The 14,070-nt window shown below is 65.5% G+C and carries 9 protein-coding genes; 7 read left to right on the top strand and 2 right to left on the bottom strand.

The window, feature by feature from the left end; translation table 11 throughout:
- Nucleotides 1-162: 162 nt before the first annotated feature.
- From BN1121_RS12950 to BN1121_RS12940, 3 genes are all read left to right on the top strand, one after another.
- Complete coding sequence (locus BN1121_RS12950) at nt 163-1,080, top strand: alpha/beta hydrolase (protein WP_005348477.1); 918 nt, start codon at nt 163-165, stop codon at nt 1,078-1,080.
- A 74-nt stretch (nt 1,081-1,154) separates the two neighbouring features.
- Nucleotides 1,155-1,904 (top strand): DUF1266 domain-containing protein, encoded by a 750-nt coding sequence (locus tag BN1121_RS12945; RefSeq protein WP_005348479.1) that lies wholly within the window; start codon nt 1,155-1,157, stop codon nt 1,902-1,904.
- 2 nt (nt 1,905-1,906) lie between these two features.
- Entirely contained in the window at nt 1,907-4,678 is a 2,772-nt protein-coding gene (locus BN1121_RS12940) for a J domain-containing protein (RefSeq protein ID WP_005348481.1), read from the top strand.
- On the opposite strand, the gene BN1121_RS12935 is transcribed toward BN1121_RS12940, so the two are convergent.
- Nucleotides 4,675-6,348, bottom strand: a complete 1,674-nt coding sequence (locus BN1121_RS12935; RefSeq protein ID WP_005348482.1) for an Hsp70 family protein — start codon at nt 6,346-6,348, stop codon at nt 4,675-4,677. The genes BN1121_RS12940 and BN1121_RS12935 overlap by 4 nt on opposite strands.
- A 225-nt stretch (nt 6,349-6,573) precedes the next feature.
- On the opposite strand from BN1121_RS12935, the gene BN1121_RS12930 reads away from it, so the two are divergent.
- From BN1121_RS12930 to BN1121_RS12915, 3 genes are all read left to right on the top strand, one after another.
- Complete coding sequence (locus BN1121_RS12930; protein ID WP_043157198.1) at nt 6,574-6,894, top strand: DUF1622 domain-containing protein; 321 nt, start codon at nt 6,574-6,576, stop codon at nt 6,892-6,894.
- Nucleotides 6,895-7,322: 428 nt separating this feature from the next.
- Nucleotides 7,323-8,870, top strand: coding sequence for an ABC-F family ATP-binding cassette domain-containing protein (locus tag BN1121_RS12920; protein ID WP_005348497.1), 1,548 nt, complete (start codon nt 7,323-7,325; stop codon nt 8,868-8,870).
- Nucleotides 8,871-8,882: 12 nt separating this feature from the next.
- A complete protein-coding gene (locus BN1121_RS12915) occupies nt 8,883-10,022 on the top strand; it encodes an MFS transporter (RefSeq protein WP_005348499.1) in 1,140 nt (379 codons plus the stop codon).
- Nucleotides 10,023-10,076: 54 nt separating this feature from the next.
- Here the strand turns inward: BN1121_RS12915 and BN1121_RS12910 are convergent, their stop codons facing one another.
- On the bottom strand, nt 10,077-12,938 hold the full coding sequence (locus BN1121_RS12910; protein ID WP_005348501.1) for an HD domain-containing phosphohydrolase: 2,862 nt from the start codon (nt 12,936-12,938) through the stop codon (nt 10,077-10,079).
- A 125-nt stretch (nt 12,939-13,063) separates the two neighbouring features.
- On the opposite strand from BN1121_RS12910, the gene BN1121_RS12905 reads away from it, so the two are divergent.
- Nucleotides 13,064-14,044, top strand: coding sequence for an LLM class flavin-dependent oxidoreductase (locus BN1121_RS12905; protein WP_005348503.1), 981 nt, complete (start codon nt 13,064-13,066; stop codon nt 14,042-14,044).
- The last annotated feature ends 26 nt before the right edge of the window (nt 14,045-14,070 follow it).

Raw genomic sequence — 14,070 nt, 5'->3', positions numbered from 1 at the left:
GAAACACGGGGGCAAGGCATACCAAACCGCCGCACTTCCGACGATTGCCCTCATCGCTCCTGCGCGGGGCTCATTGACCCCGCATGGTGGGCCCCTCCCCTAAATTCATTGCCATTTGGTATCCAAGGTGCAAAATAACTGTTTTTTTATACAGGCAACGTTATGAATCCTATTCTCGAACCCGCCCTGGCCAAGATGGTCGATGAGTTTGTCGCCGCCGGTCGCCCCAAGGCCAGCGAGCAGAGCTGGCAGGCCCGCCGCGACGGTTACCGGGCCAGCGCCCCCCTCGGCGGTGAGGTCGAGGACGTGGGCGCCATCCAGGAGTGGCAGGAAGGTGAGTGCCGGGTGCGCCTCTACCAACCGGATGGGGCCGGGCTCGATCGGCCGGCACTCATCTACTTTCACGGCGGCTGTTTCGTGAGCGGCGACTTCGACACCCACGACCGCCAGCTGCGTATGCTCTGTCGCTGCGCCGGCGCCCTGGTGTTTGCCGTGCACACCCGCCTCGCCCCTGAGCACCCCTACCCCGCCGCCCACGACGACGCCCTGGCCGCGACCCGTGCCATCATGGGATCGCTGGCCACCTGGGGCGGCAGCCCCGAGCGTCTGGCCCTGGCCGGCGACAGCGCCGGCGGCCACCTGGCCCTGGTCACCGCCCTACGTCTCGCCAGTGCGGGGGCCAGGCTGCCCTCTGCCCTGTGCCTGCTCTACCCCATGCTCGACCCGGCCGGGCGCAGCGACAGCTACCGCACCCTCGGTGAGGACTACCTCATCACAGCCGACATGCTGCAAAGCGGCTTTGCCGCCTACCTCGGCCCCGTGGCGCCCGACCACCCCGAGGCCTGCCCCCTGCACCATCCGGCACTGCCAGCCCTGCCGCCGACCCTGATCCTCACCGCCGAGTTTGACCCCCTGCGGGACGAAGGGGAGGCGCTCTACCGCGCCCTGATAGAGCATGGGGTCGAGGCCGCCTGCCAGCGCCAGCTCGGGGTCACCCATGGCTACTTCCAGCTGGCTGCCATCAGCCCGGCGGCGCGCCAGCTCATCGACCAGCTCGCCGGCTGGCTGCGCGGCCGGTAAAAGAGGATCAATTGCATCCACTTTTGCACGCCTTTATAGTCTGCTGCTGACTCAAATGCCCCCTGGTGAAGCCCATGTTAGACAGTGCCAATCTTGCCCCACATGAACGATGGTGGCTGACCCTGACCTCGCCGCAGATCGCCTTCCAGACCGAGTGGCGCGAGTATCTCAAACCCACCTCACTGCGAGATGGTCTGGAAGAGAGGAGTGTGCTCGCCGACGACTGGGGCATAGAGAATCGCATCGATCTGCACATGCAGGTCCGTGAGCTGGCCTTCGGCCAATGCCATGGCCACCTCATGCTCGAGGAGTACGGCGCCTTTCACTGCCTGCCACCGAGCCAGTGGCAGGCCATGTGTGAGCGCGCCACCTCGCCGCGTCACCGCGCCTCTCTCGATTTTGTCGCTCGCACCGCCCCCTACATCGGCCCCCATGGTGTGCAGGCGTGGGACTATGGGCGCGCCTCGTACCTCACCCGCGAGGGGCTGCGCTTTGGCTGGGTCAGCGAGGAGGAGTTCTGCTTCATCCACAACCATCTCGCCCACCAGGCTCGTCGGCGTTACCACTCCTGGGAGCAGTACACCCAGGCCTGGTATGCCGGTCGCTGCCTCTGGAAGTTCAGCCATGAAGAGGGCGATCCGGAGCAGGCCGCTCATGCGTTGCTGCACGGCTGGATCGCCAAGCTGATGCGATCCATGTTGACGGACGCCCTCAAGGATCCCGACAACCCGATCCACGGGCAGAGCTGGTATGAGGTGCCACTGCCTGACGTCGCACAACCGCAAAGCCTCATCGACCTCTTCAACAGCGAGCCGCAGGAATAAACATGGATATCTGGCAACGACTCGGGATCCCGGAGACCGACGATCTGGCCGCCATCAAGCGCGCCTACCACCTCAAGCTGCGTGACTGCCACCCGGAGGATGACCCAGAGGGATTTCGCCTGCTGCGTGAGGCTTATGAGGCCGCCAGCCGGCCACGCCCCGCCATGCATGATGCCGCAGAGCAAGCGGGCGGCTTGGCCCGTCCGGCCGAGGCCCCCGAGCTGGCCGCGCTGCTGGCGCTGCTCGGGGACGCCAAGCGCCGCTTTGTCGCCAGCGAGTGGGATCGCTGGCAGGCGTCATTGCAGCCGCTCTCGCTGCTGCAGCAGAGCCAACTCTCGGACGAAGTGCTTGAGCGCATCTTCGCGTGGCACTGGCTGCCGGGACCACTCATCGAGCGCCTGTGGCAGGCGCTCGACTGGGCCGCGCTGCTGCGCCGTAACGGCGATCTGCAACGGCAGGGCGAATATCTCGACAGTTGGCGCCAGGCACCGCTGCCGGCGCCGCTGGCGTGGCTCGCAACCCTGGATCATGCACGCCAGCGCGCCGTGCTCTCCTTCTATCAGCCACTGCTGCTATCGCTCGAGGCCGGCGATCGCAACAGCGTGTTGGGGCTGCTCTATCACTACCCCCAGCACCTGGTCGGCGATCACCCTGATCTGCTGCGCCTGCAGCTGCGAGCCCTGCGCGCCACCGGTGACGACGGCGATACCACTCATCGCCTCTCACTCGCGCTCGCCCTGCTGGAGCAAGAGTCGCTGAGTGAAGACGACTGGCACCTGCTCTCCGACGCCGCCCTGCGCTGTGGCAAGGAGCAGCTGGTGATGCAGATCGCCGAGGCGCTGGAAGAGAGGGAATTCGAGGCGCTGCTCGCCAATCACCTTATCCAGTGGCATCTGGGCAGCGATCAGACGCTGGCCCGCTGGTTACAGGCCTTTGCCATCGCCAGCGACTGGTCCACCGCCCGCAGTGCCTTTTGGGAGCCCCAGTGGCTGATGCTGCCCTGGCAACAGCCCGACCCCATGGAGGAGTGGTTGCATGATCTGATGCTGAGACTGGACCAGGCGCCCCGGACGATACTGGTACTCGAGCCCATTCCTGGACTTAGGGGCGCACTGGCCCGCCTCTGGTGGTGCAGTGAGTTCGGCACCTGGCAAGCGCTGGAGGAGGCTCTGACACAGCCCGAGCTGGCCGAGGCCGAAGGGGGCTGGCTATTCGTGGCGCGCCTGCTGCAGCGTCACGCTCGCCGCACGCTGGCCGAGCGCCCCGAGTTACCGCTGCTTGGCGGCCTGCTCAGTCAGTACGGCAGCGATGACTGGCTGAGTATCGCGCCCCCCAGTGCCGAGCAGATTGCCTGCGCCACGCCGCAGCAGTGGCTCGAGTGCCTGCGCCGCTATCCGCTGATGCCGGACGCCTGGTTCCAGGCCATCGCTCAGCGTGCCGACGAGGAAGGGTGGCAAGACGACATGGTTAAGGGGACACATCTGGGGGCTTATCTCTCACACCAGCGTCTCTACAGCGACACCCGCCTTGGCGACGCCTGGCACGGCGAGAGCTGGCCCGGTTGTTTCCGCTGGGCACAGTTCTATTACGCCTACGCCTGGACACCGATACCGCATCTCGCTGCCCTGCGCCACGCCATGGGCGTGCTGCCCCCCAGCCAGGATGACACCCCACTCGCCACCGTACTGCGTCTCTCGGCACAGCCCACTGTCTATCAGGCGGCCATCACCACGGCGTGCGCCCGCTGGCCAGAGCAATATGTGCTGTCAGTGACCCTGAGCAATCAGACCGATCTGCTGCGTAACTCGGAGGTGAGCGATCAGTCGCTGCTCGACAGAGCCAGGGCCCATGAGTTGCCCGCGCTCGCCGCCCTGATTGGCCGGCGCCTCGATAACGAGCCGGATCTCGCCAGTAACATAGTGCTGTGGAACCTGCTGCTCTGCCACCCGGAGAGCAACGCGGCCTATGCCTACCTGCTGAGCCCGCTACGCAGACGAATGGAGGCCATCAGAAAGGAGTGGAATCTGGATTTGGCAAACTATCCGTATAACAAGGAGTCCCTCATATACGGATATCTGATTCAGGACACCGACACGATCACCGCGCCCACGATTCTGGAGCAGCATCTTCCTTGTGAGAATGCCGCCACCTTTGTCCATCCCAGTTGCTATTGCCTCGGGCTACTGACCCATGACGTGAATCGAAGTGGTTTTAACAGCCGACTCATCCAGCCGCTGCTAAGGGACCAGGAATCGCTCTCCCCACCCCAGCGAGAGGCGGCCAGCCTCACGCTCGGTTACCTCGAAGACAAGCTCAATCAACAGCTTGAACATGACAGAGCCCATGACCGCTCACGCTTCAAACAGCTGGGTAAGGGCGCGCTCCTGTTCACCATGCTCATCGGCTTGCTGCAACTCTTCATGGTCTTCCCGTTGAGCGACCACCCCTTCTCCATACTGGGTGATCCCTACATGGCCTGGAAGACGGAGCGCGCCAGTCTGGTCTCCCTCTGTAGCGTCTTGTTCTTGAACGTCTATCTCATCTATCAGGTCACGCGGAGCACCAAACGGCGGCCCGTGTTACAGCTCTATTGGCTATGGAGCGCGATGTGGTTTTCGATTCTGTTTCTCTCCAATTCGGCGTTTTGGGGGCTGCCCATCTGGTTGGGGCATCTGCTCGCCATCTCTGGCGTCAAAGCGGGAGAGCTGCGCCACGGGTGGCCCAAGGCATTCTATGCCAAGGGCCGCATGTCGCTTGAGGAGATTATTGGCTAGTGCCACTGCTTGAGCAGGGCGTTCATCTCTTCACGAAATGAGCGGATCTGCTGCGGGTCCTGGCCAGCCAGGACCCGCTCAAATTGCAGCAGCCACTGCTCTATCTGACGCCGCTCATCTCCTGTGCTCTCTTCATACAGCTGCTCCAGCCGCTCGCTCAGGGTCAGATTGGGCAGCGTATCGCGTGGATGGTGCTTGAGACGGGCCAGACGCTCGCGACTCTCGCGCTTGCCCTCCTCGGTCACGCCGGCCGGACTCCTGTCGATCACCTTCTGGAACTGCTCACCCGAATTCACCAGGGTCACGTCCACCTCCAGCATGCCGTTGATGTCATAGCTGAAACGCACATCCACCTCCTGAATGCCCTTGCCGGTCGGTAACGGGATCTCGAGATCGTCCACATGCAGGTTGTCGCGCACCCAGAACCGCTCCCCCTGATAGATGCTGATGCACACCGAGCTCTGTTGTTCGTGGCCACTGCGGTAACGCTCCACCCGTGAGGCCGGCACCACTGTATTGCGCTCCAGGATCGGACTGAAGATGCCGTGCTGGTCACCCTGGCTGACGGCGATACCCAGCGTGAAGGGACAGACGTCGGTCATGATGAGCTCCTCCACCGCGCTGTCGCGCAGGCGGCAGGCTGCCTGGATAGCGGCGCCCATGGCCACCACCCGATCCGGATCCAGCTCGTAGCGGCCAAAGCGGCCGAGCAGGCGCACCGCCGTTTGCTGCACCTCGCTCTGACGACTCGCCCCGCCGACGAAGATCAGCTCATCCACCTCGTCGGGCCGCAGGCGCGCATCGGAGAGCGCCTGACTCAGGGGTTTACGTAGCCGGGTGAGGGTCTCGCGCCAGATCTCGGCCAGCTCGCTCTCGGAGAAGCTGACCGCCTGGCTCCAGGTGCCGCCCAGCTCTATGGTCAGACCGTCGCCGCTGCGGTGCCGCTTGGCTCGCTCGCACGCCAGATAGACCTGACCCAGCTGCGACAGTGGCAGGTCGCCGCGATCGGCCCCCAGCCGGCCGAGCACCGCATCGACCAGATCCTGGGTGAAGTCTTCACCACCGAGCCGGTTGTCACCGGCCGAGGCGCGCACCTCCATGATGCCATCCTGATACTCCACCACGGTCACATCGAAGGTACCGCCCCCCAGGTCAAACACCAGAAAACGCCGGCTGTGCTGCTCGTGCAGGCTGTAAGCCATGGCCGCCGCCGTCGGCTCGTTGATGAGACGCACCGCATCGAGCCCGGCCAACTCGGCCGCCAGCCGCACCTGCTTGCGCTGCTGATCGCCAAAATAGGCCGGCACCGAGATCACCACCTCGCGCACACTCTGACCCAGCCAGGCCTCGGCATCCGTCTTCAGGCTGCCCAGCACCAGGGCGCACAGTTCGGTCGGCGTGTAGTGCTCCTTGCCCAGTCGGTAACGACGCTCGCTGCCGAGAAAACGCTTGAAGTGAGACGCGGTATTGGCCGGGTCCGTCAGCAGGCGGGTGGCCGCAGCCTGACCCACCAGCAGGGTGTTGTCCTCACCGATACAGACGATGGAGGGCGTCAACTCCTCCCCATGGGCGTTGGCAATAAGCTGCGCCTTGCCCTCCCGCCATATGGCGATCGCACTGTTGGTGGTTCCCAGGTCGATCCCTATGGCCGGCGCCTGCATCACTGTCATGACGATACCCCTTTATCGGTCACATCCATCTCGAAGCCCGAATTGTCGCGAGGGCATAGCATTGCAGTCAAGTGGAACCCAATCATGTTCACCACGGCCATCGGCCATCTCGCCTTGGTCCGTTTGTCCTTTATGGATCAATATGTTAATAAGATGAGTTCATCTATCTTGCACCCAAAGGTTGCGACCATGCCCTGGCTGGAACTTGCACAGTGGAAATCGGCGATGCTGCACGGCGTGGAGCTGGTCCAGTTCGCTCTCGAACTCATCTCGGTGGCCTGCGTGGTCATCGGCCTTGGCAAGACCCTGCTGCTGGCCCTGCGCCAACGGGACCATGAACCCGGCTTCCCGCGCATCCGCCTCTGCTTTGGCAGCTGGCTCATCCTGGCGCTGGAGTTCCAGCTCGCCGCCGACATCCTGGCCACCACCATAGCCCCGAGCCAGGAGGAGCTGATCCGTCTGGCGGTGATCGCGGTGATCCGCACCTTCCTCAACTACTTCCTCGGCAAGGAGCTCGAGGAGCAACGCGAGCAGCAGAAAGCCTGAGATGGCGATGCACCGGTTTTCGGGGGAAGCCTGGTGCTGGCCACATGCCTTACCGCCACGAGTATGGCGGCGAAAAAACTCACGGGTTGACGCACGGGCGCAAGCTGGGTATTTTGCGACCAGAATTTTTGTAGGACCGCTTTTCAATGTTGTACATCCTGTTCAAATGCTCGGTCAGGAGGCTGTGCTCCGTGCACTAACACGATGAAGTGTTGCCCGGAGCCCATCGACTGAATCTTCATCAGCTGCGCGAATGCCCTCTCTTTGGGAGGCTGCCCCGCATCTGATGAAAACAGGAGACACAGGCCGGCGAGATGCTTCATCGCCGGCCTTTTTGTCTCTGCCATTTGGCAGCGTTTCACCTTGCTGAGACGGGGGGCCCGGTACGTCGCGTACCTGCCCCCCGTTTTTTTATGGATGTTACAACCATGAGTGTGCTCACTATCCACAACCTGACCTACCACATCGGCGACAAGACCCTGTACCAGCAGGCGAGCTTTCGTCTCAACGCCGGCGAGCATGTCTGCCTCACCGGCCACAACGGTGCCGGCAAGAGCACCCTGCTCCAGCTGATCCAGGGGGAGCGTCTGCCAGACGGCGGCGACATCCTCTGGCAGCCCGGCATCAAGGCGGGCTATCTCGACCAGCACGCCGCGCGGGATGGCCACCTCACCCTGCGGGGCTACCTGCAGTCGGTGTTCGCCGACCTCTATGAGGCGGAAGCCGAGATGCTGGCCCTCTACGCCGACCCCGAACTGGGGCCGCGGCAGCTGGCCCGGGCGGCCGATCTGCAGGCGCACCTGGAGAGTCAGGGCTTTTACCAGTTAGATCCGCGTATCGACGAGGTGGCGGCCGGCCTCGGCCTGACCCAGCTCGGGATGCAGACCCTGCTCGCCAATGTCAGCGGCGGCCAGCGCCACAAGGTGATGCTGGCCGGCCTGCTGCTGCGCACGCCCGAGGTGCTGTTGCTCGACGAGCCGACCAACTACCTGGACACGGCCCACGTCGACTGGCTGGCGGGCTACCTGGAGCGCTTCCCCGGCGCCTTCCTGGTGGTCTCCCACGACCGCGCCTTCGTCAATCGCATCGCCACCGCCATCGCCGACATAGACCGCCAGCAGATCCACACCTATCGCGGCAACCTCGACCAGGCGCTGGCCCAGAAGGGCGCAGCCGAGGCGCTGCACGCCCGTCAATACCAGGCCCAGCAGCGGCAGATCGACAGGCTCGAGCAGTTCATCGCCAAGAACGGGGCCGGGGTCAACGCCAGCATCGCCAACGGCCGCAAGAAGCAGCTGGCGCGCATCGAGCGCCTGGCCGCCCCCGAGCAGGCCAAACCGGTCACCCTCAGCTTTCGCACAGCCCAGGGGGGCCACCCGCAGCTGCTGACCGCAAGCGAGCTGGAGATCGGCTACCACCAGCCCCTGCTGGCGCCGCTCAGCCTGCAGCTGCGCCGCGGCGAGAAGGTGGTGATCGCCGGCTTCAACGGCATCGGCAAGTCGACCCTGCTCAACACCCTGACCGGCCGCCTCACCCCGCTTGCCGGTGAACTGGCCCTGGCCCCCGGCCTCAAGTCGGGTTACTTCGAGCAGGCGCTGCACTGGCCCGATCCCGCGGCCACCCCGCTGGCCCTGGTCAAGGCCGTCGCCCCCGGGCTGGATGACAAGGGGGCCCGCCAGCAGCTGGCGCGCCTTGGCATCGGCGGCAAGCTGGCCATCCAGCCCATCAGTGCCCTGAGCGGCGGCGAGCAGACCCGGGTCAAGCTGTGCCGACTGGCGCTGCAGCCCACTCATCTGCTGATATTGGATGAGCCGACCACCCACCTGGATGCCGCCACCAAGGCCGCCTTGCGCCAGGCCCTGTGCGACTACCCGGGCAGCGTGCTCGCCGTCTGCCACGATCCGGCCTTTGTGGCCGACTGGCCGGATCGGGTGGTGGACATCCAGCAGTTCGCCGCCGTGTCGACCCAAGCTTAAGGAATAAAAATTATGTTACTGAAAGTACTGCTGTTTTTGATTGCGTTTCTGGTCGGGGCCGATGAGCTGATGCTGGGCCCCCTGCTCGCCCCCATCGGCGCCGAGCTGGGGGTCGCTCCGGAGCGGGTGACTCTGTTCATCACCGCCTACAGCGTGGCGCTGGCCCTCATCGCCCCCCTGCTCGGCGGCCTGTCGGATCGCTACGGCCGGCTGCGGGTGATGCTGCCGGCCTCCCTGCTGTTTGGCGCCGCCTCGGTGGCCACCGGCCTGGTGGCGAACTTCGAGGTTGGGCTGGCGACCCGGGTGATCACCGGGCTGGCCAGCGCCGGCATGCTCCCCATCGCCTTCGCCATGGCGGCGGACGGGGCGCCGGCCGATGCCATGAAGCGCATCGCCTGGGTGCAGTCGGGGCTGACCCTCGGCATGATCTCGAGCCCGGCGGTGGGCGCCCTGCTGGCCCAGCTCAGCAGCTGGCGCACCCCCTTCATCGTGCTCGGCCTCTGCGCCTGGGCCGTGGCAGGAGCCTTGACCTGGCTCACGGTGCGCACGCCGCAAGTGCATGCCAGCGGCACGCACCCCGCGCCGCAGGGCTCGGTACTGGCCATTCCGGGGGCACTCGGTGCCCTGCTCGCCATGGGGTTGGGACTGGGGGGCGGCATCGGCCTGTTCAACCTGGTCGGCCAACACCTGCACGACAGCCAGGGGCTGCCCGTCTGGTCGGTGGGGCTGCTCTACGGCGCCCTTGGCGTGATCAGCGTGGTCGGCAACGTGCTGATGCCGCGCCTGGCCGGCTATGTGGAAAGCGGCCGCCCCCTGATGCGCGGCGCCCTGGTGGTGTGCGCCCTGGTCAGCGCCTTCTTCTACCTCTATCCGGCCGGCAGCCTGGCCAGCCTCGCCCTGCCGCTGGGCCTGTGGGCGCTGGCCGGCGGCATCGGCTCGCCGGCGCTGCAGGGTTACATCGCCCAGCTTGCCCCGGCCCAGCGCGGCATGCTGATGTCGCTGGCCATGACCCTGATGCACCTCGGGGTGGCGCTCTGGTCCGCCGTCGCCGGCTTTGCCTACAGCGCCGGCCCCATGGCTATGGCCCTGCTGGCCCTGCTGCTGTTTGGAGGGGCCATTCTCGCCCTGCGCCCGGTGCGCCTCGCCAGCTGAGGACAGGCACCCTGCCACCCAAAAGGGCTCCTGAATGAGCTCTTCTACTGCCGCTCAGGAGGGCACGAGTCCCGCATCCGCCTCGGGCAGGCGCAGGGCGGCGAGATCGACCGAGTCCTGCTGCTCGGGGCGCAAGAAGCGAACTCCGTAGTCGCGCCAGACGCCACTCTCCAGGAACAGGCGATAGAGATCCGGATCCAGGTGGCCGCCCGCCGCCATCGAGCGCAGGATGGCGAGAGACTGAGAGAGGGTCTTGCCGCTCTTGTAGGGGCGATCCGAGGCGGTCAGCGCCTCGAACACGTCGGCGATAGCCATGATCCTGGCCGGCACACTCATCTGTTCCCCTTTGAGGCCACAGGGATAGCCGGTGCCGTCCATCTTCTCGTGGTGCCCCCCCGCCATCTCGGGCACGGCCGCCAGATGCCCGGGGAAGGGCAGACGGCGCAGCATGCGGATGGTCTGGATGATGTGCTCGTTGATCTTGTAGCGCTCCTCCTCGGTCAGGGTGCCGCGCATCACCGAGAGGTTGTAGAGCTCGCCCCGGTTGTAGAGCCATTCTGGCACCTTGACCCTAAATCCCCAGGGGTTGTCGTCGTCCAGCCTATCCTCCTCGGGGCGCACGATGCGGTGCTCCGGCTTGTCCGCCAACAGGGTCTCGAGGCAGGGAGGTGCCGGCCGCTCACCGCGCCGGGCCCGCTCCTCGTGGGAGAGCCCCAGCCCATCGTCCAGGGTACGCAACCAGGTGCGCGCAGCGATGGCGGTGAGCCGCTCGAGCCGGGCCGGGTCCATCCCCTCGCTGCCCAGGTTGCACTCGGCGACGAAGGCGAACTCCTCATCCAACTCGCTCCAGCGCGGTGCTGCCTCGGCCCTGGCCCGCTCCCGCTCCTCTTCGGCCAGGCGGGCACTCAGGGCCTCGATATAGGCGTCGCGTTTGAGCACCTCGAAACGGGTGCGGATTTCGTGGATCCGATCGTACAGCGTCTCCAGCTTGGTGGCCTTGTCCACCACGAACTCGGGTGTGGTGACCTTGCCACAGTCGTGCAGCCAGCTCGCTATGTGCACCGCCTCCCACTGTTCTTCGGTCAGGGCAAACCCGGCGAAGGGACCGTCACTCTGGTCGCAGGCGGCCTGGGTCAACATGCGGGTCAGCTCGGGCACCCGCTGGCAGTGCCCCCCCGTGTAGGGACTCTTGGCATCGATGGCGCCGGCGATCAACTCGATGAAGGCCGACAACAGGCGCTTCTGCTCTTCCAGCAGACGCCGCGTCTCGATGGCCGAGGCGGCGCTGCCGGCAAGGGCCTCAATCAAAGCAAGCCTCGACGCCAGCTCCTCATGGTCGCAGTAAGGCAGGATCAACACCAACAGGCCGACCCGGGTATGCTCAACGTTGCACAGGGGCTCCATCACCAGCCAGTGTGGCCCCGGATAGGGGGCCATCTCAGCCAGGGTCTCCTGCCACAGAGGCTCGGTCAGCTCGTGCACCAGGCGCTGCTCGCCGCTAAAGCGTGCAAGCAGTGCGTCTGTGGACTCAGCCGGCCGCGGCGCCGTCCCCCAGCATCCCCGTACCGGGCTGTAACCGCTCTCTTGGGCCAGGAAGATAGCGCCGCCCAGGGCATCGACCGCATCCACACTCTCTTGCAGCATGCGATCGAGCAGGGACTCGAGCTGGCGCTCGGCCGACAGGCTGCGCCCCATGGCGATGAAGTTGCACAGTGTCTGCTTCATGCCCGAAATGGCCACCGAGAGCTCGTCGATCTCCTTGATGGTCGAGCCGGGCAGGGCGCCACCGCCGAAGTCGAACCGGCGCAGCTGCTGCGCCGCCAGCGTCAGAGCCTGCAACGGCCGGGCCGTGCTGCGGGCCACCAGCCAGATGGCCGGCAACAGAAACAACAGCACCAGCCCTCCCAGCAGAACCGAGTGCCAGGCCTGCCTCACCGCAGCCCGGGTCAACACGGCATCCGGCACCAGCAACACCAGGGAGAAGCGTGAATGGGGCGACAAACGAGCCAGCGAGCCGAACCAGGTATTGCCCCCCGACACCAGTTCAAACTCCCCCTGCCTCAAGTGGCCGGCCAGCTCGACGAAGGGAGCCGGCATCCGGGTGAGATCGGGCAGGGTCTCTGCACCCTCGAGGCCGAGCAGGGTGTCCCGATCCGCCGCCAGCAGATGCCCTTCGTCATCGATCAGGGCGAGCCGCCCCCCCTCCGGCAAGGGCAACCGGCCAATCACCTCGGACAGGCTGTGCACGCTGCCGTCTATACCTAGCACGGCGCGCCCGGCCCTCAGGGCCAGGGTCACCCCCGGCTCCCGGGTGCTGTAGAAGAGATAGGGGCGGGTGACCACGGTATCTGTGCTCCCCTTGGCCATATTGAACCAGTTGCGACTACGGGGATCGAAGTCGTAACCGGGCATGGCTCTCTGCTCAAGCAGGGAGAGGGAGAGATCGAAGAAGAGGTAGTGCCCCTCTCCTCCGGCGCGGCTCTGCACCAGCAGCCGGCTGCCACCAGGCGCGCTCAGGCCGAGCCGCGCCAGCACCTGACGATCCAGCGGGCGCACCAGAAAGAAGTCGCCATCATCATAGCCGGCATAGACGGCTGCCAGACCAGGGTTCCCCTCCAGCACCTTGGCGAGCTGAGGGAGCGCGGTGAGCCGCTCGGCCAGGCTTCCCATGGTCGGCAGCTGGCCGGCCTGTAACAGGCTCAGGCTGGTGCGCGCCGGCACCAGATTCTGCTGCAGCGCCAGATTGAGCTGCTGGCGATAGAGGCTGAAACTCTCGCGCTGATGCTCCACGGCGAGATCCCGCGTCTGCCGATATTGCTGGAACAGTAACAAGCCCCCTATCACGGCGAACAGGCCGAAAAACAGGCTGGCGATGTGCAGGTAGAAAGGGCGTCGGTAAGGCAAGCTGGTGGACATGTGTCGTCCTCAATCCGTTGAGAAAGTCGACATTACTTATTGACGTATTTACCGCTTTTTTCCATGGTGACTCATTTGGTATCACCCTGTTAGAGTGGATATTCGCCTCAATCGTGGAGACCCTCATGACCCTCTATTCCCTGCTCGACCTGGTGCCCGTTCCGGAAGGCTCGAGCCCGGCCGAGTCATTCCGCCATTCGCTGGATCTCGCCCGCCACGCCGAAGAGCTCGGTTACACCCGCTACTGGCTCGCCGAGCACCACAACATGCCGGGGATCGCCAGCGCCGCCACCTCGGTGCTGCTGTGCCACCTCGGCAACGGCACCTCGCGCATTCGCCTCGGGGCCGGCGGCATCATGCTGCCCAACCACGCCCCCCTGGTGGTGGCCGAGCAGTTTGGCACCCTGGCCTCCCTGTTCGGAGATCGCATCGATCTCGGCCTCGGCCGCGCCCCCGGCACCGACCAGACCACCATGCGGGCCCTGCGCCGCAACAAGGATCAGAGCATCGACGACTTCCCGGCCGAGGTGGCCGAGCTGATGGACTACTTCGGCAAGAGCCGCGGTCCGGTGCGCGCCGTCCCCGGACGCGGCCTCGAGGTGCCGGTCTGGTTGCTCGGCTCCAGCCTCTACGGTGCCCAACTCGCCGCCGCCATGGGACTGCCGTTTGGTTTCGCCTCCCACTTCGCGCCGGCCATGCTGCTGCAGGCCCTCGAACTCTACCGCAGCCAGTACAGACCCTCGGCGCGTTGGCCGAAACCCCATGCCCTGGTGTGCGTAAACCTGGTCGCCGCCGACGATTCGGCCACGGCCCGGCGCCTCTTCACCACTGTGCAGCAGCAGTTCTTGCGCCTGCACCGGGGTGACGCGGGCGAACTGCCCCACCCGGTGGAGGAGCTCGACGGCTGGGCGCCTCACGAGCTGCTCGCCATGGAACGAACCCTGGCCCGCTCCCTGGTTGGCAACCCGGACGAGATCTACCACGGGGTCAAGTCCCTGCTGGTCGAGACGGGTGCCGACGAGCTGATGTTCAACGGCCCCATCACGGATCACGATGCACGCAAGCGATCCTTCGCCATCGGCGCCGAGGTAATGCGCGCCCTCTGAGCCCGACTAACGAAAGACGCGCCCGA

Source organism: Aeromonas diversa CDC 2478-85 (assembly GCF_000819805.1).
Classification (GTDB): Bacteria; Pseudomonadota; Gammaproteobacteria; order Enterobacterales; family Aeromonadaceae; genus Aeromonas; species Aeromonas diversa.
The sequence above is the reverse complement of the archived record's forward strand: the minus strand, read 5'-3'. Positions and strand labels throughout refer to the sequence as shown.